Raw genomic sequence first — 22250 nt, 5'->3', positions numbered from 1 at the left:
TTTGCGATGCTGGCGACGACTCAGCGCCGCTCGCGCCGCAATGCGCCCGGCGTGGTGCCGAGGAGGCGACGCATCGCCCGGGCCATGTGGCTCTGATGTGCGAAGCCGGCGTCGAGCGCCACCTGGGCCATCGGCAGCCGGCCGTCCAGCAGCAGGACCCGCGCCCGCTCGACCCGGCGGCGGATGACGTATTGATGCGGGGCGAGGCCGGTCGACGCCTTGAACAGCGGCTTGAAATGCGACGGGCTGAGCCCGGCCGCCGCCGCCAGTTCGGCCAGCGTCAGCCGCTGGTCTAGCCGCGCCTCGATCAGCTCCAGCACCCGGCCGAGCTGCCGCCGCGACAACGCCTGGCCGATGACGGGCTCCCTGGTCGGCGCCCCGTAGCGGCGCAGCAGATGCGCGGCGAGCGCCAGCCCCAGGCTGTCGGCATAGAGCGGGTCGGAGTCCGCACCGGCCTCCAGCTCGGCCTTCAAGGCCCACCCGACATGTTCGATCCGCGGATCGCGCAGCTGCAGCCGCGGCGCGATCTCCAGCCGGCCCGAGGCCAGGCCCAACCCTTCCGCCGCGGTCGCCAGCAACGCCGGGGTCAGGCGCAGCAGCAGGAACCGGGCCGGCCCCTCATCCTCCCACACCCCCGACGCGCCGGCCGGCAGCAGGTCGATGTCGCCCTGGCTCTGCATCCGGCTCTGGACGATGCCTTCGGCGCGGCAATGGGCGCGGACCGGCGGCCCGACATGGAGGCTGAGGCGCAGATCGGGCGACGGTGGCGCCTCGACCGCATGCGCCGCGGCGGCGAACAGCCCGGCCTCGAACCCGGACCAGCGGCGGGCCCGTTCGGGGACCAGCGCTCCCGACCGGATCACCGGTTCATGTGTATCCATTCCGCCACACCCTTTCGCCACCGCGCAGGAGGCCATGCGTATTGTAGGCCCAGCCGCTTGAGCCGACGAGGCCCCGTCGCTATATGGGGCGCCACCAGGCCGGGCCCCTCTGGCAGATCCCCCGGGATCTGCGATGTCGGACTGGAGACTCCCAATGGAGTGGCCCGCCTGCTGATCCCTGACGTTCAGCACCGGACCGTGGTTGGAGGCGCCCCCCGGGGGCGCCGCCGGGCTCGGGATGGCATGCAGGCCCCTCCGCACGACGAAGAGGACGGTTTCGCATGGAGCATTTACTGACCGGCGAGGCGCTGACGGCCCTGCTGCAGGTCATCATGATCGACCTGGTTCTGGCGGGCGACAACGCCATCGTCATCGGCCTCGCCGCCGCCGGCCTGCCCAAGGAGCAGCGGGGCAAGGCCATCCTGATCGGCATCGCCGCCGCCACGGTGCTGCGCATCGTCTTCGCCCTGGCGACGACCCAGCTGCTGGCCATCGTCGGCCTGCTGCTGGCCGGCGGCGTGCTGCTGCTGTGGGTGTGCTGGAAGATGTGGCGCGAGCTGCGCCACACCGCCAAGGAAGACCACGACGCCGAGCTGGCCCTGGCCGGTGCGGACGAGAATGGGAACGGCGCGCCGCGCAAGACCTTCGCCCAGGCCGCCTGGCAGATCGTGATCGCCGACGTGTCGATGTCGCTGGACAACGTGCTGGCGGTGGCCGGCGCGGCACGCGAGCACCCGGTCATCCTGATCTTCGGCCTGGCGCTGTCGATCGCGCTGATGGGCTTCGCCGCCTCGTTCATCGCCCGGCTGCTGAACCGCCACCGCTGGATCGCCTATGTCGGCCTGGCGATCATCCTCTATGTCGCCATCGACATGATCTGGCGCGGCGCGCACGAGGTGTGGCCGCATCTCCAGGGCGTCATGTAAGGCACAAGGGCCGGGCAAATTGCCCGGCCCTTTTCGTTTCAACCCTCCGCCAGCAGGTCCCTGACGGCCAGGGCGATCACCTCGGTTGCCTTGTAGAGGTCCTCCAGCTTCAGGCGCTCGTCGGCGCGGTGGGCGTTGGCGTCCTCGATGGTGCGGGGGCCGGCGCCGTAGAGCGCGATCGGCACCCCGGCCGCGGCGTAGTGCCGGGCGTCGGTGTAGAGCGGCACGCCCTTCACCGGGATCTCCTCGCCCAGCACCGGCCCGGCGCGGCGGCGGATCGCCTGGGCCAGCCGGTCGGTGCCCGGCAGCGGCGACAGCGGCTCGGCCAAGAGGATGCGGCGGACCGAGACCGTCGCCTTGGGGAAGGCCTTGGCCGCGTCCTCGATCTCGGCCCGCAGCTCCGCCTCCACCGTCGCACCGTTCTCCTCCGGGATCAGCCGGCGGTCGAGCCGGAAGGCCACCCGGTCGGGCACGACATTGGTGTTGATGCCGCCCTCGATCAGCCCGATGGTCAGCTGCGGCGAACCGATGCCGGTCACCTTCGACACCGTGGTCGGATACAGCCTGCGGTGCTCGTACAGCCGCACCAGGATCGGCGTCGCCGCCTCCAGCGCGTCGATGCCGGTGGAGGGCAGCGCCGCATGGGCCGACCGGCCGCGCACCTCGACCTCGAGATGCAGGCAGCCATTGTGGCCCGTCACCACGGCATAGCTGAAGGCGGCGGCGATGGCGAAGTCGGGCTTCGACAGCCCCTGTTCCAGGATCAGCTTCGGCCCGATCTCGCCGCCGGATTCCTCGTCATAGGTGATGTGCAGCTCGACCGTGCCGCGGGTCAGCTGCCCCGCCTCCTCCAGCGCCTTCAGGGCGAAGGCGTAGCTGGCAATGTCGGATTTCGAGACGGCGGCGCCGCGGCCATACATCCAGCCGTCGACCACCTCGGCGCCATAGGGGTCGTGGGTCCAGCCCTCGCCCGGCGCCACCACGTCGCCATGGGCGTTCAGCGCGATCACCGGCCCGTCGCCGAAGCGGCGGCGGACGATCAGGTTGCTGGCGCTGATCATGCCATGCGCCTTCGCCAGCTCGGCCGGCACCGGATGGACCTCGACCTCAAAGCCGAGCTCCTGCAGCAGTTCCGTGGTCCGTTTCACATGCGGGTCGCAGTCGCCCGGTGGGTTGTCGGACGGGACCTTGACCAGCTCGGCCAGGAACCGGGCCTGCTGCTCGCGCGCGCCCTTGAGGTAATCGTGGATGGCGGTGTCGATGCTGTCGGTCATCCCGGGTGCTTTCGTGTCAGGCATGGTCGTACTGGCGGAGGAGGTCGAGCAGGACGCGGACGGCAAGGTCCGCATCCTCGACGGTGATGGATTCGGCCGGGTTGTGGCTGATGCCGCCGCGGCAGCGCAGGAACAGCATGGCGACCTGGGTCAGCGACGCCATCGCCATGGCGTCGTGGCCGGCGCCGCTGGGCAGGCGCCGCGCCGGCAGGCCATGGCGGCGGATCGCCGTCTCCAGCCGCGCCATCAGCGCCTCGTCGCAGCGCACGGCGCCGGCGTCGTGGTAGCGGTCGAGCGTCAGTTCCACACCGCGGCCGCGGGCGATGGCTTCGAGTGCCGCGACCATCTCCTCCATCGCGGCCAGGCGGTCGGCATCGTCGGGCGCGCGGATGTCGATGGTGAAGCGCACCGCGCCGGGGATGACGTTGACCGCGCCGGGCTGCACGTCGAGCTGCCCGACCGTCGCCACCACCTCGCGCCGGCCCTGGGCGCAGCGCTCGACCGCCAGGATCATCGAGGCGGCGGCCGCCAGCGCATCCTGCCGCAGATCCATCGGCACGGTGCCGGCATGGCCGGCCATGCCGCGGACCGTGGCGTTGTAGCGGGCGGCGCCGTTGATCGCGGTGACCACGCCGAGCGGCAGGCCCTCGGCCTCCAGGACCGGCCCCTGCTCGATGTGCAGCTCGACATAGCCGAGCACGCCCTCGGGTCGCCGGGCCTCGGCCTGCAGCCCGTCCGGGTCGCCGCCGAAATCCCGCAGCAGGTCGCCCAGGCGCATTCCGTTGTCGTCCACCGCGTCCATCGCCGCCGGGTCGACGATGCCGGCAATGGTGTTGCTGCCGGTCAGGGTGACCGGGAAGCGCACCCCCTCCTCGTCGCCGAAGGCCAGCACCTCGACGGCGAAGGGCAGCCGTTCGCCGCGCCGGTGCAACTCGCCGACCACGGCGATGGCGGCGAGCACGCCGAGATTGCCGTCGTATTTCCCGGCGTCGCGGACGGTGTCGATGTGGGAGCCGAGCAGCAGCGCCGGCAGCCCTGGCCGCTCGCCCTCATAGCGGCCGACGACATTGCCGGCGGCGTCGGTCCGCGCCGCCATCCCGGCCTCGTGCATCCAGGCCAGCACCTGGTCGGCCGCCTGGCGGTGCGCCGGCGACAGGAAGGTGCGGGTCAGCCGGTCCGGGTCCTCGCTGAAGCGGGCCAGGGCATCCAGCCGCTGCATCAGCGCGGGGCCGTGGACGAGGGTGTTCTGCATCGGTGCTTTGGTCCCGAGGCTCACGGCAGCAGATCCTTCAGACGCAACAGGGCGATTTTCTCCACCTCGGCCAGGGCCGTGGCGAATTCGGTGTCGGTGGGGTTGTCGATGCGGCGGCCGAAGGCGTCCAGGATCTCGGCCCGGCCACGGCCCTTCACCGCCATGATGAAGGGGAAGCCGAAGCGCGCGACATAGCGGGTGTTGAGATCCTGGAACCGGGCGAATTCCTGCGGCGTGCAGCGGTCGAGCCCGGCGCCGGCCTGCTCGGCGCTGGAGCTGGCGGTGAGTTCGCCGGCCACGGCCAGCCGGCCGGCCAGGTCGGGGTGGGCGCGCAGCACGGCGAGCTGCCGGTCGTGATCGGCGGCGCGGAACACGGTGCACAGCGCGGCGTGCAGGCCCTCGGCGCTGTCCTGGCCGTGACCCAGCCCGGCCTCCCAGGCCGCCTCGGCGATCCAGGGCGAATGCTCGAACACCCCGCCGAAGCGGATGGTGAATAGGTCGCGGTCCATGGTGCTGGGATGCGGGAGGCTCATCGGATGGGTCCCCACAGCCCAGAAAAACCTAGTCCCCCCTCCCCCTGCGGGAGGGGGGTAGGGGGAGGGGGTTCACGCCGCAAGAACCGGCGGATGGCGATATCGCTGTGTGGGCTCTCGCTTGCACAAAGGGCGGGCCGGCTCTGGCTGAGGCAACCCCCTCCCCCTACCCCCCTCCCGCAGGGGGAGGGGGGACTCACTTTGATTGCTGCGCTCGTGATCATCTCAGCCGCCATAGGGGTGCTTCTCCCGCCAATGCCGGGCGATCTCGACCCGGCGGCAGAACCACACGCCCTCATGCTGCTTCGCGTAATCCAGGAACCGTTCCAGCGCCATGATCCGGCCGGGACGGCCGACGATGCGGCAGTGCAGCCCGACCGACATCATCCGCGGCGTCTCCGCCCCTTCCCGGTACAGCGCGTCGAAGCTGTCCTTGAGATAGGCGTAGAACTGGTCGCCGGAGTTGAAGCCCTGCACCGCGGCGAAGCGCATGTCGTTGGCGTCGAGCGTGTAGGGCACGATCAGCTGGGGCTTGCCCTCGACCACCTCCCAATAGGGCAGGTCGTCGTCATAGGCGTCGGCGTCGTAGAGGAAGCCGCCATGTTCGGCCACCAGGCGCCGCGTGTTCGGGCTGGTGCGGCCGGTGTACCAGCCCAGCGGCCGCTGGCCCGACACCTGCTCCAGGATCTCGACCGCCTGGCGCAGATGCTCGCGCTCCACCGCCTCGTCGACATACTGGTAGTTGATCCAGCGATAGCCGTGGCTGGCGATCTCGTGCCCGGCATCGACCATGGCGCGGATCACCTGCGGGTGCCGCTCCGCCGCCATGGCGACGGCATAGACCGTCAGCGGGATCTGCTTGCGCTCGAACAGCTTCAGGATCCGCCACACCCCGACCCGGGCGCCGTAATCATAGAGCGATTCCATCGAGATGTGGCGCACGCCGGGCAGCGGCTGGGCGCTGACGATCTCGGACAGGAAGCTTTCGGACGCCGCGTCGCCGTGGAGGATGCTGTTCTCGGCGCCCTCCTCGTAGTTGAGGACAAACTGCAGCGCCAGCCGCGCCCCGCCCGGCCAGTCGGCCTGGGGCGGATTCGGGCCGTAGCCGACGAGATCTCTCGGATAGACGGACACCTGGCCTCCCCTCGCACGCGTGATCCCGGACAGTAGGATACCCGCCCGGCGGGCATCCACTTTTGCGATTGCGTTGAAAGTCTTTCCGCCGATGACCCGTTGAGTGGCGGGGCCGACGGCGTGAAACATTGCAGACGAAATAAGAGAACAAGCGCGTCACAGCCGGAACAGGGCGATAATGCCCGGTGGCGCGACGGATCGCCAGGGACCGGCAACACGGAGAGGCAGGATGGCCGAACAGCAGGCATCCCACCAGGGGCGGCTGACCACCCATGTGCTCGACACGGCGCATGGCCGGCCGGGCATGGGCATCGCCGTGACCCTGTATCGCCTCGACGGCGACCGCCGCAGCATCGTGGCCGAGACCCGCACCAACGCCGACGGCCGCTGCGACGCGCCGCTGCTGGCCGGCGATGAGTTCCGCCCCGGCACCTACGAGCTGGTGTTCGCGGCCGGCGCCTATTTCCGCACGGCCGGCGTCGATCTTCCCGACCCGCCCTTCCTGGACCAGGTGCCGATCCGCTTCGGCATCGCCCATGCCGATCAGCACTACCATGTGCCGCTGCTGATCTCGCCCTGGTCCTACTCCACCTATCGCGGCAGCTGAGGCCACCATGCGGGACACCGTCCGTTTCCTCCTGGGCGACGAGCTGCGCGAGATCCGCACGATCGACCCGACCCAGACGGTCCTCGACTGGCTGCGGATCGAGCAGCGGCTGACCGGCACCAAGGAAGGCTGCGCCGAGGGCGATTGCGGCGCCTGCACCGTGGTGGTCGGACAACGCGACGGCGACCGCATGCGCTACGAGCCGGTCAATGCCTGCATCCGCTTCACCGCGACGCTGGACGGCTGCCAGCTGCTGACGGTCGAGCACCTGAAGGCGGCGGACGGCGCGCTGCACCCGGTGCAGCAGGCGATGGTCGACTGCCATGGCTCGCAATGTGGCTTCTGCACCCCCGGCTTCGTCATGTCGCTGTTCGCGCTGTACCGCAACGACGACGCCCCTGATGAAGGCCGCATCGACGACGCGCTGGCCGGCAACCTGTGCCGCTGCACCGGCTACGCCCCGATCGTCGCCGCCGGGCAGCGCATGTACGCGCTGGGCACCCCCGCCGCCGACCGCTTCGCCGTGGCCGAGGCGGAGACGGCGAAGCGGCTCGCCGCCCTGGAGGATGAGGAAACCGTCGAGGTCGGCGCGGGCGGGCGCCGCTTCACCGCCCCGGCCTCGACGGCGGCGATGGCCGCGCTGCTGCTGGAGCATCCGGAGGCCTGCATCGTGTCGGGCGCGACCGATGTCGGCCTCTGGGTCACCAAGCAGCAGCGCGTCCTGCCGCACATCCTCTACACCGGCCGGGTGCGCGACCTGCGCGGCATCCACGAGACCGGGGACGGCTTCGAGATCGGTGCCGCCGCGACCTATGCCGAGCTGATCGGCCCGATCGGCCGCGCCTATCCCGATTTCGGCGAGCTGATCCGCCGCATCGGGGCCGAGCAGGTGCGCGCCATGGGCACCATCGGCGGCAACATCGCCAACGGCTCGCCGATCGGCGACACGCCGCCGGCCCTGATCGCCGCCGGCGCCACCCTGACCCTGCGCCGCGGCCACGCGCGCCGGACGCTGCCGCTGGAGGATTTCTTCATCGCCTACGGCAAGCAGGACCGGCAGCCCGGCGAGTTCGTCGAGAGCGTCTTCCTGCCGAAGCTGCGGCCCGGCGACCGCTTCCGCGCCTACAAGATCACCAAGCGCTTCGACCAGGACATCTCCGCCCTGTGCGGCGCCTTCCGGCTGCGGCTGAAGGATGGCAAGGTGGCCGACATCCGCATCGCCTATGGCGGCCTGGCCGGCACGCCGAAGCGGGCGGCCGAGACCGAGGCGGCGCTGATCGGCCAGCCCTGGACCGAGGCCGTCGTCCGCGCCGCCCTGCCGGCGCTGGCCCGGGACTTCACGCCGCTGACCGACTGGCGCGCCAGCGCCGGCTACCGCGCCAAGGTCGCCGCCAACCTGCTGCTGAAGCTGCATGCCGAGACCGCCGGCCCCGCCGCCGAGACGCGGCTGGTCGGAGAGCGGAGCCTGGCCCATGCCTGACACCACCCTCGACTCCCGCAAGGCCGGCCCGGCCGACCGCATCGACGGCGCGGTGCATGATTCCCGCCGGCACGACAGCGCCCACAAGCATGTCAGCGGCGAGGCGGTCTATATCGACGACATCGCCGAGCCGGCCGGCCTGCTGCATGTCTGCCTCGGCCTCAGCGACAAGGCCCATGCCCGGATCCGGTCGATCGACCTGGCCAAGGTCCGCGCCGCCCCCGGCGTGGTCCGTGTCTTCGCCGCCGCCGACGTGCCCGGCCACAACGATGTCGGCTGCAACCATCTGGGCGACGAGCCGCTGTTCGCCACCGACCTGGTGCAGCATGTCGGCCAGCCGGTCTTCGCCGTGGCCGCGGAGACCCGCGACCAGGCCCGCCGCGCCGCCCGCCTGGCCGTGATCGACTATGAGGAGCTGGCGCCGGTCCTGGACTACGACACGGCCAAGGCCGGCGGCACGCTGGTGACCACGCCGATGACGCTGAAGCGCGGCGATGCCAGGGCGGCGATCGCGGCGGCAACGCACCGGGTCGATGCCCGGATGCATATCGGCGGGCAGGAGCATTTCTACCTGGAAAGCCAGATCGCCCTGGCCTTGCCGGGCGAGGATGGCGACGTCACCGTCCATTCCTCGACCCAGCACCCGAGCGAGGTGCAGCACATCGTCGCCAGCGTGCTGGACGTGCCGGACGGCGCGGTGACGGTCGAGATCCGGCGCATGGGCGGCGGCTTCGGCGGCAAGGAGACCCAGGCCAACCTGTTCGCCGCCACCGTCGCCCTGGTGGCCAAGGCCACCGGCCGCGCCGCCAAGCTGCGCCCGGACCGCGACGACGACATGATGATCACCGGCAAGCGCCATGATTTCGAGGTCGACTACAGCGTCGGCTTCGACGCGGACGGCCGGATCGAGGGCGTCGAGATGCTGCTGGCAGCGCGCTGCGGCTGGTCCGCCGACCTGTCCGGGCCGGTCACCGACCGTGCCCTGTTCCACGCCGACAACGCCTATTTCTACCCGGCGGTGCAACTGACCTCGATGCCGCTGAAGACCAACACCCAGTCGAACACCGCCTTCCGCGGCTTCGGCGGGCCGCAGGGCGTGGTGGCCGGGGAAAGGCTGATCGAGGAGGTCGCCTTCGCCGTGGGCAAGGATCCGCTCGAGATCCGCAAGCTGAATTTCTACGGCACCGACGACCGCAATGTGACGCCGTACCACCAGACGGTCGAAGACAACATCGTCCACGGCCTGGTGGCGGAGCTGGAGCACGACAGCGACTACTGGGCCCGGCGCGCCGAGATCCGCGCCTGGAACAAGGCCAGCCGCTTCCTCAAGCGCGGCCTGGCGCTGACGCCGGTGAAGTTCGGCATCTCCTTCACCTTCTCGGCCTACAACCAGGCCGGGGCGCTGGTGCATGTCTACAAGGACGGGTCGATCCACCTGAACCATGGCGGCACCGAGATGGGCCAGGGCCTGTACATCAAGGTCGCCCAGGTCGTGGCCGAGGAGTTCCAGGTCGATATCGGCCGCGTCCACATCACCGGCACCACCACCGGCAAAGTGCCCAACACCTCTGCCACCGCCGCCTCCTCCGGCGCCGATCTCAACGGCATGGCGGCCCAGTCTGCGGCGCGGATGATCAAGGAGCGGCTGGTCGCCTTCGCCGCCGAACGCTGGCAGGTGGCGCCCGACCGGGTGGTGTTCCGCCGCAACGTCGTGCAGATCGGCGACCAGGAGGTGCCGTTCGCGGAGCTGGTGCGCGCCGCCTATTTCGGCCGGGTCCAGCTGTCCGCCGCCGGCTTCTACAAGACGCCGAAGATCCATTGGGACCGCGCCGCCGGCCGCGGCCGCCCCTTCTACTACTTCGCCTATGGCGCGGCGGTCAGCGAGGTCACGGTCGACACCCTGACCGGCGAGTACCGGCTGGACCGGGTCGACATCCTGCACGACGCCGGAAAATCGCTGAACCCGGCGATCGACAAGGGGCAGGTCGAGGGCGGCTTCGTCCAGGGCGCCGGCTGGCTGACCATGGAGGAGCTGTGGTGGGACGCGAAGGGCCGGTTGCGCACCCACGCGCCCAGCACCTACAAGATCCCGGTGGCGAGCGACCGGCCGAAGATCTTCAACGTCAGGCTGGCCGACACGCAGAACCGCGAGGACACGATCTACCGGTCCAAGGCGGTGGGCGAGCCGCCGCTGATGCTCGGCACCTCGGTGCTGCACGCCCTGTCCGACGCCGTCGCCAGCGTCGCCGACCATACCATCTGCCCGCGCCTGGACCCGCCGGCGACGCCGGAAAAGGTGCTGGACGCGATCGACCGGCTGCGTGCGGCGGCGGAGGTCACCCCATGACCCCCCTCGCCCCGACGCTGCGGCTGTGGCTCGGCGATGGCGAGCCGACGGTGCTGGTGACGCTGACCGAGGCCCGCGGGTCCACCCCGCGCGAGGCCGGGGTGCACATGCTGGTCACCGCCACCGCCGCCCGCGGCACCATCGGCGGCGGGCGGATGGAATGGGACGCGATCGCCGCTGCCCGCAGCCTGATCGCCGGCAAGGAGCGGACCCAGCGGGTCGAGATCCCGCTCGGCCCCGCCATCGGCCAGTGCTGCGGCGGCTTCGTGGTGATCAACCTGGAGCTGGCCGACGGCGCCACCCTGGCGCGGATCGACGGCGAGGAGGCCGAAGAGGTCGCGGCCCGGCCGACCGTGCTGGTGTTCGGCGCCGGCCATGTCGGCAAGGCCCTGGCGCGCGCCCTGTCGCCGCTGCCGCTGAAGATCGAGTGGGTCGACAACCGGGCCGAGGAGTTCCCGGCCGAGATTCCGGACACCGTCACCCGGCGGCTGACACCGACCCCGACCGACGTCGTCGCCGAGGCCCCGCCCGGCGCCGCCTATCTGGTGATGACCCACAGCCACGCCATGGATTTCGACGTGGCCGAGGCGGCGCTCAAGCGCGGCGACGCCGCCTATGTCGGGCTGATCGGATCCAACACCAAACGCGAGCGCTTCGAGCGCTGGTTCCGGGCCCGCGGCAACGACCCGCGGCGCACGGAATCGCTGACCTGCCCGATCGGCGCAGGCCTCGGGCGGGACAAGCGCCCGCCGATCATCGCCGCCATGGTCGCGGCGGAATTGCTCATCGCCTTCGCCAAGGCTAAGGACGTGTCCGCCCCCGCCGACAAACCGGCGTCGGGGGCGGCTCCAGAACAGGAGGCTGCATGGACCGCAACACGGGGGCCGGCCCCGCGCGCATCGAGCTGCGCGGCATCACCAAGAGGTTCGCGAGCCTCGTCGCGAACGACGGCGTAAGCTTTTCCGTCCAGCCCGGCGAGATCCATGCGCTGCTGGGCGAGAACGGCGCCGGCAAGAGCACGCTGGTGAAATCGATCTACGGCCTGCTGCAGCCCGATTCCGGGGAGATGCTGTGGAACGGCCGGCCGGTCCGCCCCACCAACCCGCAGGAGGCCCGGCGCCTCGGCATCGGCATGGTGTTCCAGCACTTCTCGCTGTTCGAGGCACTGACCGTGGCCGAGAACATCGCGCTGGGGCTGGAGAACCCACCCGAGCGGCGCGTCCTGGCGAAGAAGATCCGCGAGGTGTCCGAGGCCTACGGTCTGCCGCTGGACCCGCATCGCGAGATCCATTCCCTGTCGGTCGGCGAGCGCCAGCGGGTCGAGATCGTGCGCTGCCTGCTGCAGGACCCCAAGCTGCTGATCATGGACGAGCCGACCTCGGTGCTGACGCCTCAGGAGGTGGAGCGGCTGTTCGAGACGCTGCGGCGCCTGGCCGCCGAAGGCTGCTCGATCCTGTACATCAGTCACAAGCTGCATGAGATCAAGGCGCTGTGCGGCGCCGCCACCATCATGCGCGGCGGCAAGGTGGTCGGCACCTGCGACCCCGCGGTCGAGACCGCCCGCAGCATGGCGCAGATGATGATCGGGGCCGAGTTGCGCACCCTGTCGCGGCGCGGCGAGCGTGGTGCCGCCGAGGCGAAGCTGGCGGTCGAGGGCTTGAGCCTGCCGGCCGACGGCCCCTTCGGCACCGCGCTGCGGGAGATCAGCTTCACCGTCGGCGCCGGCGAGATCTTCGGCATCGCCGGCATCGCCGGCAACGGCCAGACCGAGCTGTCGCAGGCGCTGGCCGGCGAACACCGCAGCCGCCCGTCGACCGCGATCCGTATCTCCGGCCAACCGGTCGGGCACCTGAACGCGGAGCGGCGCCGGGGCCTGGGCCTGTGCAGCGTGCCGGAAGAGCGCAACGGCCATGCCGCGGTGGCGGAGATGAGCCTGGCCGCCAACACGCTGCTGAGCGCCCGCAACCGCATGAAGCTGGCGCCGGGCGGGCTGATCCGCGCCGGCTTGGCCCGCGACTACGCGGCCAAGGTGATCCACGATTTCGGGGTCAAGGCGCGCGGCACCGAGGCGCTGGCCGGCAGCCTGTCCGGCGGCAACCTGCAGAAATACGTGGTCGGCCGCGAGATGCTGCAGACGCCGGAGGTCTTCATCGTGTCGCAGCCGACCTGGGGCGTCGATGCCGGGGCCGCCACCGCGATCCACCAGGCGCTGATGACCCTGGCGCAGAACGGCACCGCCGTCGTGGTGATCTCGCAGGATCTCGACGAGCTGCTGCAGATCACCGACCGGCTGGCGGTGATCAATCTGGGCCGCTTGTCCGAGGCGCGGCCCACGGCCGGGATCTCGGTCGCCGAGATCGGCCTGCTGATGGGCGGGCTGCATGGGGCGGAGCCGGCCGCCGCCGAAGACGAGAAGGGGCACGCCGTCCATGTCGCTTAGAATAGAGCCGAGGCGGGAACCGTCCCGCGCCATGGTGTGGCTGACCCCGCTGATCGCCATCGCCCTGACCGTCGCCAGCGGCTACCTGCTGTTCCTGGCCCTCGGGCTGGACCCGGCCGAGACGCTGTACCAGTTCCTGATCGCGCCGATCGAGAGCTTCTACGGCTGGACCGAGCTGGGGGTGAAGGCGGCACCCTTGATCCTGATCGCCACCGGCCTGGCCATCGGCTTCCGCGCCAATGTCTGGAACATCGGCGCCGAGGGCCAGCTGACCATGGGGGCGATCGCCGCCGGCGCCGTCGCCCTGGCCTTCTGGGGCCAGGACGGCTGGTGGATCCTGCCGGCGATGTGCGTCGCCGGCGCCCTGGGCGGCCTGGCCTATGCCGCGATCCCGGCCTTCCTGAAGACCCGCTTCGACGTCAGCGAGATCCTGACCAGCCTGATGCTGACCTATGTCGCGGCGCTAGTCTTGAGCATCCTGGTGTTTGGCCCGTGGAAGGACCCGGACGGCTACAACTTCCCGCAGACCCGGATGTTCACCGACGCGGCGGTGCTGCCGATCCTGGTCGAGGGCACCCGCCTGCATCTCGGCGTGCCGATCGCGCTGCTGGTCGCGGTCGGCGCCTGGTTCCTGATGGGCCGCACCGTGATCGGCTTCCAGATCCGGGTGGTCGGCCAGGCCCCGGCGGCGGCCCGCTTCGCCGGCTTCAGCCGCAAGCGCGTGACCTGGTTCAGCCTGCTGCTGTCCGGCGCGCTGGCCGGGTTGGCCGGAACCTTCGAGGCGGCGGGGCCGATCGGCCAGCTGATCCCCCAGCTGACGCCGGGCTACGGCTTCACCGCCATCATCGTCGCCTTCCTCGGCCGGCTGCACCCGATCGGCATCATCGCCGCCGGGCTGGTCATGGCCCTGTCCTATATCGGCGGCGAGAACGCCCAGGTCTCGGCCGGGCTGCCGCAGGCGGCGACCGGCGTGTTCCAGGGCATGCTGCTGTTCTACCTGCTGGCCGCCGACGTGCTGGTCCGCTACCGCCTGCGCCTGACAGCCGGCCAGCCCAAACCCTCGCCCAAGCCTGTGACGGTGTCGTGATGGATATGTTCGTCCTGATCGCCGCGACGGTGATCACCGCGGCCACCCCCCTCCTCCTCGCCGCCCTCGGCGAGCTGGTGGTCGAACGCTCCGGCGTGCTCAACCTCGGCATCGAAGGCATGATGCTGATCGGCGCGGTCACCGGCTTCGCCGTCACCTTCACCACCGGTCAGCCGGCGCTGGGCATCCTGGCCGCCGCCCTGGCCGGGACGGCGCTGGCGCTGATCTTCGCGGTGCTGACCCTGACCCTGATGGCCAACCAGGTGGCGACCGGCCTGGCCCTGACCATCTTCGGCGTGGGCCTGAGCGCGCTGCTGGGCGCCGGCTTCGTCGGCCACCCGATCGCGCCGCTGCCCAAGCTGTCGCTGCCGGTGCTGACCGGGCTGCCGGTGGTGGGCCCGCTGGTGTTCGGCCAGGACGCGCTGGTCTATTTCTCGATCGCCATGACCTTCGGCGTCGCCTGGTTCCTCAAGCGCAGCCGCGCCGGGCTGATCCTGCGCGCGGTCGGCGAATCCGCGGAATCGGCCCATTCGATCGGCCATCCGGTGCAACTGGTGCGGTACCTCGCCTGCCTGTTCGGCGGCGCCATGGCCGGGCTGGCCGGCGCCTTCCTGTCGCTGTCCTACACCCCGCTGTGGATCGAGGGCATGACCGCGGGCCGCGGCTGGATCGCGCTGGCGCTGGTGGTGTTCGGGTCGTGGCGGCCGTGGCGGGTGCTGCTGGGCGCCTATCTGTTCGGCGGCGTCACCATCCTGCAGCTGCACGCCCAGGGCATCGCCGGCATCGACATCCCGTCGCAGGTCTTCACCATGCTGCCCTACCTCGCCACCATCGCGGTGCTGGTGATCATCGCCGCCGGCCCGTGGCGCGGCCGGCTGCAGGCCCCCGCGGCGCTGGGCAAGCCGTTCCGCCCTTCCGTCTGACGCCGGGTTCGCTATCATCCAAGGAATCACAAAACGGAGGTCTTCATGTCGATGCGCTTTTCCCGCCGGGCCGTGCTGGCGGGCTCCGGGGCCACCCTGGCCGCCTCGATCCTGCCCGGCCGGGTGTGGGCGGCCGAGCCGCTGAAGGTCGCGTTCATCTATATCGGCCCGATCGGCGACTACGGCTGGACCCACGGCCACGACGTGGCCCGCCGCGAGATCGATGCGCATTTCGGCGACAAGGTGAAGACCAGCTATGTCGAGAGCGTGCCGGAGGGCCCGGACGCCGAGCGCGTGCTGCGCCAGCTGGCCCAGGCCGGCAACGAGCTGATCTTCACCACCAGCTTCGGCTACATGAACCCGACCATCCGGGTGGCCAAGACCCTGCCGAAGGTGAAGTTCGAGCACGCCACCGGCTACCAGACCGCGGCCAATGTCAGCACCTACAACGCCCGCTTCCATGAGGGGCGCGCGGTGTGCGGCACCATCGCCGGCCACATGACCAAGACCGGCGTCACCGGCTATATCGGCTCGGTCCCGATCCCCGAGGTGGTGATGGGCATCAACGCCTACACCCTGGCGGCGCAGAAGATCCGGCCGGACATGAAGGTGAAGGTGATCTGGGTCAACAGCTGGTACGACCCGGGCAAGGAGAGCGACGGCGCCAAGGCGCTGATCGATGGCGGCGCCGACATCCTGTGCCAGCACACCGACAGCCCGGCCGCGATCCAGGTGGCCGAGGCCCGCGGCATTCACGGCTTCGGCCAGGCGTCGGACATGAGCAGCTTCGCGCCCAAGGCGCAGCTGACCTCGATCGTCGACAACTGGGGCCCGTACTATGTCGAGCGGGTCCAGGCGGTGCTGGACGGCAGCTGGAAGACCTCCAGCATCTGGTGGGGCTTCAAGCACGGCATGGTCACCCTGGCCCCGTACAACGCGGCCATCCCGGCCGATGTCGTGGCCGCGGCGGAGAAGACCAAGGCCGACATCATCGCCGGCACCCTCGACCCCTTCGCAGGCCCAATCAAGAACCAGAAGGGCGAGCTGGTGGTGCCCGAGGGCAAGGCCCTCGGCGACGACGAGATCGCCAAGATGGATTGGTATGTCGAGGGTGTGGAAGCTTAGAGCCCGCTGAGAATGCTACTGGCGCGGCCGTCTGACGGCGGACTCGAAGCTTCCGGTGCTCACGGACGAGATGTCCGCTGCGCTCCGGTTCTCGAAACCACCGCCACCCGACTCACGCCAGCGCATTCTCAATCGGGTTCTGGGGCGGAGGCTGGATGCTGACGGTCGCCATCGATCTCCCCGATATCCTCCCCCTCCCCTTGCGGGAGGGGGCAGGGGGAGGGGGTTGTCGATGGCAGGCGCCGACGTCATGACCGCCCCGCTCTATCTCGACCACCTCGCCTCTACGCCGCTGGACCCCGAGGTGCTGGCGGCGATCCTGCCGTGGCTGGCCCCCGCCGCGGTCGGCAACCCGCATGCGGCGCGGCACCAGCCGGGCTGGCGCGCGGCGGAGGCGATCGACGCGGCGCGGGCCGAGGTGGCGGCGCTGGTCGGCGCGCGGCCCGGCGAGATCCTGTTCACCGGCGGCGCCACCGAGGCCAACAACCTGGCACTCCTGGGCGGCGCGCCCGCGGGCTGGCCGGTGATCGCCTCGGCGATCGAGCACCCCAGCGTGCTGGCCTGCCTGCCGGAGCTCGCCGCGCAGGGACATCCCACCGAAATCCTGCCGGTCGGGCGGGACGGCACCGCCGATCTCGACGCGCTGAAGCGCCTGCTGGCCGGCCGCCCGGCGCTGGTCTCGCTGATGGCCGCGAACAATGAGATCGGCACGATCCAGCCGCTCGAAGCCGCGGCCCGGATCTGCCGCGACGCCGGCGCCCTGCTGCACAGCGACGCGGTGCAGACGCTGTCGACCGGCATGCTCGACGTCCGTGCCCTCGACCTCGCCTTCCTCAGCCTGTCCGGGCACAAGCTGTACGGCCCGATGGGCATCGGCGCCCTGTTCGTGCGCGAGGGCACCGCCCTGCGGCCCCGGCTGCTCGGCGGCGGCCAGCAGGAGGACCGGCGTGCCGGCACCCTGCCGACGGCGCTGTGCGTCGGCCTCGGCGCCGCCTGCCGCATCGCCCGGCAGCGCCGCACCGCCGATGCGACCCGGCTGCAGGCCCTGCGTGAGCGGCTGTTCCAGGCATTGCGGCAGGGCCTGCCCGACCTTCGCCGCAACGGGTCGGCCGCGCACGGCCTGCCCGGGTGCCTGAACGTCACCGTGCCCGGGCTAGATGCCGCCGACCTGCTGCTCGACCTGCCCGATTTGGCGCTGTCCACCGGCTCGGCCTGTTCGACCGGCAGCCCGGAGCCGTCGCATGTGCTGCGCGCCATCGGCCTGTCGCCGCAGGACTCCTATGGCAGCCTGCGCCTCGGCCTCGGCCGCGGCACCACCGAGGCGGATGTCGACCGGGCGGCGGCCCGGCTGGTCGCGGCGATCACAGCGCGAGGTCGGCGCTGAGCAGCGACCGCGTGTGCTCGACCAGGTAATCCGAGAACACCCTCACCTTGGCCGGCAGGAAGCTGCGATGCGGGTACAGCACCGCCAGCATCACCGGCTCCGGCGGATGGTCGGGCAGGACCGGCTGCAGCGCGCCGCTGCGCAGCTCGGCCGCCACCTCCCACACCGGCTTCATGACGATGCCGCGGCCGTCGACCGCCCATTGCGTCAGCACGTCGCCGTCATCGGCGTCGAAGCTGCTGCGCACCGGCACCTTGACCGGACCGTCCGGCCCCTCCAGCGCCCATTGGTACTGCCGTGAGCCGGGGAAGCGCAGCAGCAGGCAGTTGTGGCCCATCAGGTCCTCCGGCGCCCGCGGCACGCCCCGGGCCTCGAGATAGGCCGGCGACGCGCACAGCACCCGGCGGCAATCGGCGATCTTGCGCAGCACGAAGCTGGAATCCCGCATCTCGGCCATCCGGATGGCGACGTCGACCGCCTCCCCCAGCAGGTCCAGCAGGTGGTCGGACAGGCGCAGCCGGATGTCGACCCGCGGATACAGCTCGTGGAACTGCGGCACCAGCGGCGCCAGGATGCGGCGGCCGAAGCCGAGCGGTGCCGTCACCCTCAGGCTGCCGGACGGCACGCCGCTGGTGGTGGCCACGCTGGTCTCGGCCCGCTCGACCGTGTCGAGCACCACCAGGCAGTGGCGGTAGAAGGTCTGCCCGTGTTCGGTGGTGTGCACCTGCCGGGTGGTGCGGTTGAGCAGGCGGACGCCGAGATGCTGCTCCAGCTGCTGGATGCGGTGGCTGACCACGGCCGGCGACATGCGCACCTGGCGCCCGGCGGCCGACAGGCTGCCGAGTTCGACCACGCGCACGAACACCCGCATGTTCTCCAGCAGCGCCAATCCGCAGCGACCCCCTGTTTATTGTCATTCCCGCGAAAGCGGGAATCTCTTCGGACTTTGCCTTATACCGCAAAGAGATCCCCGCTTTCGCGGGGATGACGCCCGAGGCGAGTTTCGGCGCATTCGCCCGGGGCCATTATAGCGTTTCTTTTGAAAGTGCTGTGCTACCCCATCGCTTCCCCAGCCCGCCCGGTGTTCACTAGGCTGGCCAGGATAGGGACAGCCCCCGGGAACCGGGCGCGGCCAGCAGGACGGCGGAGACGGGTCGATGGAACTGATCATCTGGGAATGGATCAATTTCGTGGCCCGCTGGGTGCACGCGATCACCGCCATCGCCTGGATCGGGTCGTCCTTCTACTTCGTCCATCTCGACCTCAGCCTAAAGAAGCGCGAGGACCTGCCGCCCGGCGCCGGTGGCGAGGCGTGGCAGATCCACGGCGGCGGCTTCTACAACATGGTCAAGTACATGGTGGCCCCGGACCGGCTGCCGAAGGAGCTGACCTGGTTCAAATGGGAGGCCTATTCCACCTGGATCAGCGGCTTCTTCCTGCTCTGCGTCCTCTACTACCGCGGCGCCGACCTGTTCCTGGTCGACCCGCAGGTGATGGGCCTGTCGGCGAAGGAGGCGATCGTGATCAGCGTCGCCAGCCTGGCCGTGGGCTGGCTGGTCTACGACCTGTTGTGCAAGTCGCCGCTGGGCGACAGCGACATCAGGCTGGCCGGGGCCGGCTTCGTCGTGCTGGTGGCCGCATCCTGGGGCTTTTCCCAGGTGTTCAGCGGCCGCGGCGCCATGCTGCAGATGGGCGCGCTGATCGGCACCATGATGGTGGCGAACGTCTTCCTGCTCATCATCCCCAACCAGCGTAAGGTGGTCGACGCCCTGCTGGCGGGACAGACGCCCGACCCCAAGCTGGGCCGCCAGGCCAAGCAGCGGTCGCTGCACAACAACTACCTGACCCTACCGGTCCTGTTCCTGATGCTCAGCAACCACTACCCGCTGGCCTTCGGCGCGCATTACGCCTGGGTGATGGTGGCGATCGTGCTGGTGATGGGCGGGGTGATCCGCCACTTCTTCAACGCGCGCCACGCCGGCAAGCCGACGCCGTGGTGGACCTGGGGCGTCGCGGCGATCGGCATGGTCGCGATCGTCTGGCTGTCGACCGTGGCGCCGCCGCGCGAGCATGAGGTGTCCACCGCGACCAAGCCCTGGATCGGCCAGGAAGCGCCCGCGCCGGTGCAGATGGCCGCCGCCGACCTGAAGCCGGTGTCCTTCGCCCAGGTCGCGGATGTCGTGATCTCCCGCTGCAGCATGTGCCACTCCACCGTGCCGGGCTGGGAGGGCATCCACGAGGCGCCCCGCGGGGTGCTGCTGGATTCGCCCGAGGAGATCCGGCGCCACGCCAGCCTGATCCGCCTGCAGGCGGTGCTGACCCACAGCATGCCGCCGGCCAATGTCAGCCAGATCACGCCGGAGGAGCGCGACCTGCTCGGGCGCTGGACGGCCGACCCCGACACGGCCGTGCAGTAAGAGGACCGATGAGATGATCCCACCCGCCCTCGCCGTCCTGCGCGGCCGCATCCTCAGCTTCCTCAGCCCCCCGAAGGGCGCCGGCGACGCCGCCAGCTATCGCTACATCCCGGACGGGGTTGTGGTCAGCGAGGCCGGCCGGATCACCCGGGTCGGCCCGGCCGCTGAGATCCTGCCGACCCTGCCGGCCGGCACCGCGGTCGACCACTACCCTGATGATCTGATCCTGCCCGGCTTCATCGACGCGCATCTGCACTTCCCGCAGACCCAGGTGATCGCCTCCTACGGCGCGCAGCTGCTGGAATGGCTGCAGAAATACACCTTCGTCGCCGAGCAGCGTTACGGCGACCCGGCCTATGCCGAGCGCCAGGCGGCCTGGTTCCTGCGCGAGCTGCTGGCCAACGGCACCACCACCGCCGCGGTCTACGGCTCGGTCCACCCGCAATCGGCCGAGGCGTTCTTCGCCGAATCCGAGCGGCTGGGCACCGCCATGATCGCCGGCAAGGTGATGATGGACCGCAACGCCCCGCCCGGCCTGCTGGACACCGCCCGATCCTCCTACGACGACAGCAAGCGGCTGCTGCAGCGCTGGCACGGCAACGGCCGCCAGCGCTATGCGATCACGCCGCGCTTCGCCATCACCTCGACCGAGGCGCAGCTGGAGGCGGCCGGCGCCCTGGCCCGGGAATTCCCCGACGCCTATGTCCAGACCCACATCGCCGAGAACCTGCAGGAGGTCGAGGCGGTTAGGGCGCTGTTCCCGGACAGCCGCGATTATCTCGACGTCTACGACAAATACGGGCTCCTCGGCCCGAAGACCCTGTTCGGCCACTGCATCCATCTGGAGGAGCGCGAGCGGCAGCGCATGGCCGAGACCGGGTCGGTCGCGGTGTTCTGCCCGACCTCGAACCTGTTCATCGGCAGCGGCCTGTTTCCGATGAAGGACCTGGCGCGGCGCGACCCGCCGGTGCGGATCGCGGTCGCCACCGATGTCGGCGGCGGCACCAGCTATTCGATGCTGCGCACCCTGGGCGAGGGCTACAAGGTGCAGCAGCTGCAGGGGGCCAATGTCTCGGCGCTGGAGGCCTTCCACCTGCTGACTGCGGGCAATGCCGAGGTGCTGGGCCTGGCGGACGAGATCGGCACCATCGCCCCGGGCCGCCATGCCGACCTGGTGGTGCTGGACGCCCGTGCCACCAGCGCCATGGCGCACCGGATGGAGGCGGTCGACGCCGATCTGGAGGAGGAGCTGTTCATTCTCATGACTTTGGGCGATGATCGCTCCATCAAGGCGACCTATATACAAGGGCGCCGTATGCACGAACGGGAGGGTACGCGAAGCCGGTCACCGGCCTGAGCGTCCAGTCAGGAGCGCCATGGCCGAGATCGATCGTGACGACGATATCCGTTCGGACCAGCCGAAGGCCGGCCAGGTCCGCTCCCTTCTCCGGGCTCTTCGCCTGCTCGACACCGTCGCCGCCCGCGCCGACGGCATGAGTCTGACCGAGCTGGCCCGCGCCACCGACCTGTCGGCCCCCACCGTCCACCGCCTGCTGACCACGCTGGAGGAGGCGCATTACGTGCGCTTCGAGCCGGCGTCGCGGCGCTGGATGGTCGGGTTGCAGGCCTTCCTCTCCGGCCTCGCCTATGCCGACGGCATGGGGCTGCGCCGCCTGGCCGACCCGCCGATGCGCACCCTGTTCGGCCTGTGCCACGAGACCGTGAACCTGGCGGTGGAGGAGCGCGGCACCATCCTCTATCTGCACCAGCTCGGCGAACCCGGCGCCAGCCTGCCGGGGTCGACTCCGCTGCCGGTGCACGGCTCCGGCGTCGGCAAGGCGCTGCTGTCGGCCAAGACCGACCCGGTGCTGTCGCGCACCCTGCCCGCCCTGGCCCTGACCCGGCTGACCGTGAACACGGTGCCGGACCTGCCGAGCCTGCGCGACCAGATCAGCCGTGCCCGCCGCTCCGGCTACGCCATCGACGACGAGGAGCATGTGACGGGGATGCGCTGCGTCGCCGCGCCGATCCTCGACCGCGGCGGCCGCCCGGTGGCGGCGCTGTCGATCTCCGCCCCCTGCCAGCGCATGGGCGAGGAGCGCATCAACCAGATCGGCATCCTGGTGCGCCAGGCCGCCGAAAAGGTCACCGCCCAGCTCGGCGGCCGGGTGCACTGACCCCTTCTTCTGTCATCCTCGGGTCAAGCCCACAGCTGTCCGGTTTAGTTTCAGGCCCATAGGAGCATCAATTGGTCTGGATTGGAGACGAGGATAGGGTCGGGTTGGAGCAGGAGGTCGATGCGCCTGCGCTGCATGAGGTTGACGCGGACCAGACGGGCGAAGGCGAGCGGTGATTTGACCAAGCTTTGCGCCGCCTGGGCGAGCCGCAGCAGCAGGAAGGCGATCAGGGCGACGGCGATGTGGATGCGCACGGCATTCTC

General features: G+C 70.5%; 19 protein-coding genes and 1 pseudogene. 13 read left to right on the top strand and 7 right to left on the bottom strand.

All coding sequences use genetic code 11. The features are described from left to right. Positions 1-20: 20 nt before the first annotated feature. On the bottom strand, positions 21-881 hold the full coding sequence (locus AB4112_RS11965) for a helix-turn-helix transcriptional regulator (RefSeq protein WP_441719844.1): 861 nt from the start codon (positions 879-881) through the stop codon (positions 21-23). Positions 882-1162: 281 nt separating this feature from the next. On the opposite strand from AB4112_RS11965, the gene AB4112_RS11960 reads away from it, so the two are divergent. After that, entirely contained in the window at positions 1163-1807 is a 645-nt protein-coding gene (locus AB4112_RS11960) for a TerC family protein (RefSeq protein ID WP_309793720.1), read from the top strand. A 38-nt stretch (positions 1808-1845) separates the two neighbouring features. Here AB4112_RS11960 and AB4112_RS11955 read toward each other — a convergent pair whose 3' ends face one another. The 4 genes from AB4112_RS11955 to puuE all read right to left on the bottom strand — a co-directional run bounded on the left by AB4112_RS11955 (position 1846) and on the right by puuE (position 6000). Then, complete coding sequence (locus AB4112_RS11955) at positions 1846-3081, bottom strand: ArgE/DapE family deacylase (protein ID WP_441719841.1); 1236 nt, start codon at positions 3079-3081, stop codon at positions 1846-1848. Positions 3082-3097: 16 nt separating this feature from the next. After that, the gene (locus AB4112_RS11950) at positions 3098-4333 is read right to left on the bottom strand and encodes an allantoate amidohydrolase (protein ID WP_441719838.1); all 1236 of its coding nucleotides are present in this window, start codon (positions 4331-4333) and stop codon (positions 3098-3100) included. 20 nt (positions 4334-4353) lie between these two features. Further along, the gene (gene uraD, locus AB4112_RS11945; RefSeq protein ID WP_441719836.1) at positions 4354-4866 is read right to left on the bottom strand and encodes a 2-oxo-4-hydroxy-4-carboxy-5-ureidoimidazoline decarboxylase; all 513 of its coding nucleotides are present in this window, start codon (positions 4864-4866) and stop codon (positions 4354-4356) included. A gap of 225 nt (positions 4867-5091) precedes the next feature. Then, positions 5092-6000: an allantoinase PuuE gene (gene puuE / locus AB4112_RS11940; protein WP_441719833.1), complete on the bottom strand. Its 909-nt coding sequence runs from the start codon at positions 5998-6000 to the stop codon at positions 5092-5094. A gap of 229 nt (positions 6001-6229) precedes the next feature. On the opposite strand from puuE, the gene uraH reads away from it, so the two are divergent. From uraH to AB4112_RS11895, 9 genes are all read left to right on the top strand, one after another. Continuing rightward, the gene (gene uraH, locus AB4112_RS11935) at positions 6230-6607 is read left to right on the top strand and encodes a hydroxyisourate hydrolase (protein ID WP_309793715.1); all 378 of its coding nucleotides are present in this window, start codon (positions 6230-6232) and stop codon (positions 6605-6607) included. 7 nt (positions 6608-6614) lie between these two features. Then, complete coding sequence (gene xdhA, locus AB4112_RS11930) at positions 6615-8087, top strand: xanthine dehydrogenase small subunit (protein WP_441719830.1); 1473 nt, start codon at positions 6615-6617, stop codon at positions 8085-8087. Beyond that, the gene (xdhB, locus tag AB4112_RS11925) at positions 8080-10434 is read left to right on the top strand and encodes a xanthine dehydrogenase molybdopterin binding subunit (RefSeq protein WP_441719827.1); all 2355 of its coding nucleotides are present in this window, start codon (positions 8080-8082) and stop codon (positions 10432-10434) included. The genes xdhA and xdhB overlap by 8 nt, the downstream gene beginning before the upstream one ends. Next, positions 10431-11390 carry a xanthine dehydrogenase accessory protein XdhC gene (gene xdhC / locus AB4112_RS11920; RefSeq protein ID WP_441719824.1) on the top strand — a complete coding sequence of 320 codons (960 nt, stop codon included), beginning with the start codon at positions 10431-10433 and terminating at the stop codon, positions 11388-11390. Before xdhB ends, xdhC begins: the two co-directional genes overlap by 4 nt. Then, positions 11300-12874, top strand: a complete 1575-nt coding sequence (locus tag AB4112_RS11915; protein WP_441719821.1) for an ABC transporter ATP-binding protein — start codon at positions 11300-11302, stop codon at positions 12872-12874. Before xdhC ends, AB4112_RS11915 begins: the two co-directional genes overlap by 91 nt. A gap of 31 nt (positions 12875-12905) precedes the next feature. Continuing rightward, positions 12906-13961 carry an ABC transporter permease gene (locus tag AB4112_RS11910; RefSeq protein WP_441719818.1) on the top strand — a complete coding sequence of 352 codons (1056 nt, stop codon included), beginning with the start codon at positions 12906-12908 and terminating at the stop codon, positions 13959-13961. Next, a complete protein-coding gene (locus tag AB4112_RS11905; protein ID WP_441719815.1) occupies positions 13961-14884 on the top strand; it encodes an ABC transporter permease in 924 nt (307 codons plus the stop codon). The genes AB4112_RS11910 and AB4112_RS11905 overlap by 1 nt, the downstream gene beginning before the upstream one ends. A 45-nt stretch (positions 14885-14929) precedes the next feature. Then, a complete protein-coding gene (locus AB4112_RS11900) occupies positions 14930-16009 on the top strand; it encodes a BMP family ABC transporter substrate-binding protein (protein WP_441719812.1) in 1080 nt (359 codons plus the stop codon). 232 nt (positions 16010-16241) lie between these two features. Beyond that, entirely contained in the window at positions 16242-17393 is a 1152-nt protein-coding gene (locus tag AB4112_RS11895) for a cysteine desulfurase family protein (protein ID WP_441719809.1), read from the top strand. On the opposite strand, the gene AB4112_RS11890 is transcribed toward AB4112_RS11895, so the two are convergent. Next, positions 17371-18282 (bottom strand): LysR family transcriptional regulator, encoded by a 912-nt coding sequence (locus AB4112_RS11890; protein WP_441719807.1) that lies wholly within the window; start codon positions 18280-18282, stop codon positions 17371-17373. The genes AB4112_RS11895 and AB4112_RS11890 overlap by 23 nt on opposite strands. Before the next feature lie 268 nt (positions 18283-18550). On the opposite strand from AB4112_RS11890, the gene AB4112_RS11885 reads away from it, so the two are divergent. From AB4112_RS11885 to AB4112_RS11875, 3 genes are read left to right on the top strand one after another with little or no spacing between them, the layout of a single operon-like run. Further along, a complete protein-coding gene (locus AB4112_RS11885) occupies positions 18551-19810 on the top strand; it encodes a urate hydroxylase PuuD (RefSeq protein WP_441719804.1) in 1260 nt (419 codons plus the stop codon). Between the two features lie 13 nt (positions 19811-19823). Further along, positions 19824-21167 (top strand): guanine deaminase, encoded by a 1344-nt coding sequence (guaD, locus tag AB4112_RS11880; RefSeq protein WP_441719802.1) that lies wholly within the window; start codon positions 19824-19826, stop codon positions 21165-21167. 19 nt (positions 21168-21186) lie between these two features. Next, the gene (locus tag AB4112_RS11875) at positions 21187-21987 is read left to right on the top strand and encodes an IclR family transcriptional regulator (protein WP_441719799.1); all 801 of its coding nucleotides are present in this window, start codon (positions 21187-21189) and stop codon (positions 21985-21987) included. Between the two features lie 50 nt (positions 21988-22037). Here the strand turns inward: AB4112_RS11875 and AB4112_RS11870 are convergent. Then, positions 22038-22250, bottom strand: a pseudogene (locus AB4112_RS11870) (IS4 family transposase); the annotation flags it as partial.

The organism is Inquilinus sp. 2KB_23 (genome assembly GCF_052115705.1).
GTDB classification, from domain to species: Bacteria; Pseudomonadota; Alphaproteobacteria; order DSM-16000; family Inquilinaceae; genus Inquilinus; species Inquilinus ginsengisoli_A.
Note: the sequence above shows the minus strand (reverse complement) of the source record. Positions and strands in the feature narration are given on the sequence as shown.

What these genes read in the sequence shown, in the direction of transcription:
- AB4112_RS11885 (WP_441719804.1), top strand. Translation starts at nt 18,551, where the DNA reads ATGGAACTGATCATCTGGGAATGGATCAATTTCGTGGCCCGCTGGGTG.
- xdhB (WP_441719827.1), top strand. Translation starts at nt 8,080, where the DNA reads ATGCCTGACACCACCCTCGACTCCCGCAAGGCCGGCCCGGCCGACCGC.
- uraH (WP_309793715.1), top strand. Translation starts at nt 6,230, where the DNA reads ATGGCCGAACAGCAGGCATCCCACCAGGGGCGGCTGACCACCCATGTG.
- AB4112_RS11960 (WP_309793720.1), top strand. Translation starts at nt 1,163, where the DNA reads ATGGAGCATTTACTGACCGGCGAGGCGCTGACGGCCCTGCTGCAGGTC.
- uraD (WP_441719836.1), bottom strand. Translation starts at nt 4,866, where the DNA reads ATGAGCCTCCCGCATCCCAGCACCATGGACCGCGACCTATTCACCATC.
- AB4112_RS11955 (WP_441719841.1), bottom strand. Translation starts at nt 3,081, where the DNA reads ATGACCGACAGCATCGACACCGCCATCCACGATTACCTCAAGGGCGCG.
- AB4112_RS11900 (WP_441719812.1), top strand. Translation starts at nt 14,930, where the DNA reads ATGTCGATGCGCTTTTCCCGCCGGGCCGTGCTGGCGGGCTCCGGGGCC.
- AB4112_RS11950 (WP_441719838.1), bottom strand. Translation starts at nt 4,333, where the DNA reads ATGCAGAACACCCTCGTCCACGGCCCCGCGCTGATGCAGCGGCTGGAT.
- AB4112_RS11965 (WP_441719844.1), bottom strand. Translation starts at nt 881, where the DNA reads ATGGATACACATGAACCGGTGATCCGGTCGGGAGCGCTGGTCCCCGAA.
- AB4112_RS11915 (WP_441719821.1), top strand. Translation starts at nt 11,300, where the DNA reads ATGGACCGCAACACGGGGGCCGGCCCCGCGCGCATCGAGCTGCGCGGC.
- AB4112_RS11905 (WP_441719815.1), top strand. Translation starts at nt 13,961, where the DNA reads ATGGATATGTTCGTCCTGATCGCCGCGACGGTGATCACCGCGGCCACC.
- AB4112_RS11875 (WP_441719799.1), top strand. Translation starts at nt 21,187, where the DNA reads ATGGCCGAGATCGATCGTGACGACGATATCCGTTCGGACCAGCCGAAG.
- guaD (WP_441719802.1), top strand. Translation starts at nt 19,824, where the DNA reads ATGATCCCACCCGCCCTCGCCGTCCTGCGCGGCCGCATCCTCAGCTTC.
- xdhA (WP_441719830.1), top strand. Translation starts at nt 6,615, where the DNA reads ATGCGGGACACCGTCCGTTTCCTCCTGGGCGACGAGCTGCGCGAGATC.
- AB4112_RS11895 (WP_441719809.1), top strand. Translation starts at nt 16,242, where the DNA reads ATGGCAGGCGCCGACGTCATGACCGCCCCGCTCTATCTCGACCACCTC.
- AB4112_RS11910 (WP_441719818.1), top strand. Translation starts at nt 12,906, where the DNA reads ATGGTGTGGCTGACCCCGCTGATCGCCATCGCCCTGACCGTCGCCAGC.
- xdhC (WP_441719824.1), top strand. Translation starts at nt 10,431, where the DNA reads ATGACCCCCCTCGCCCCGACGCTGCGGCTGTGGCTCGGCGATGGCGAG.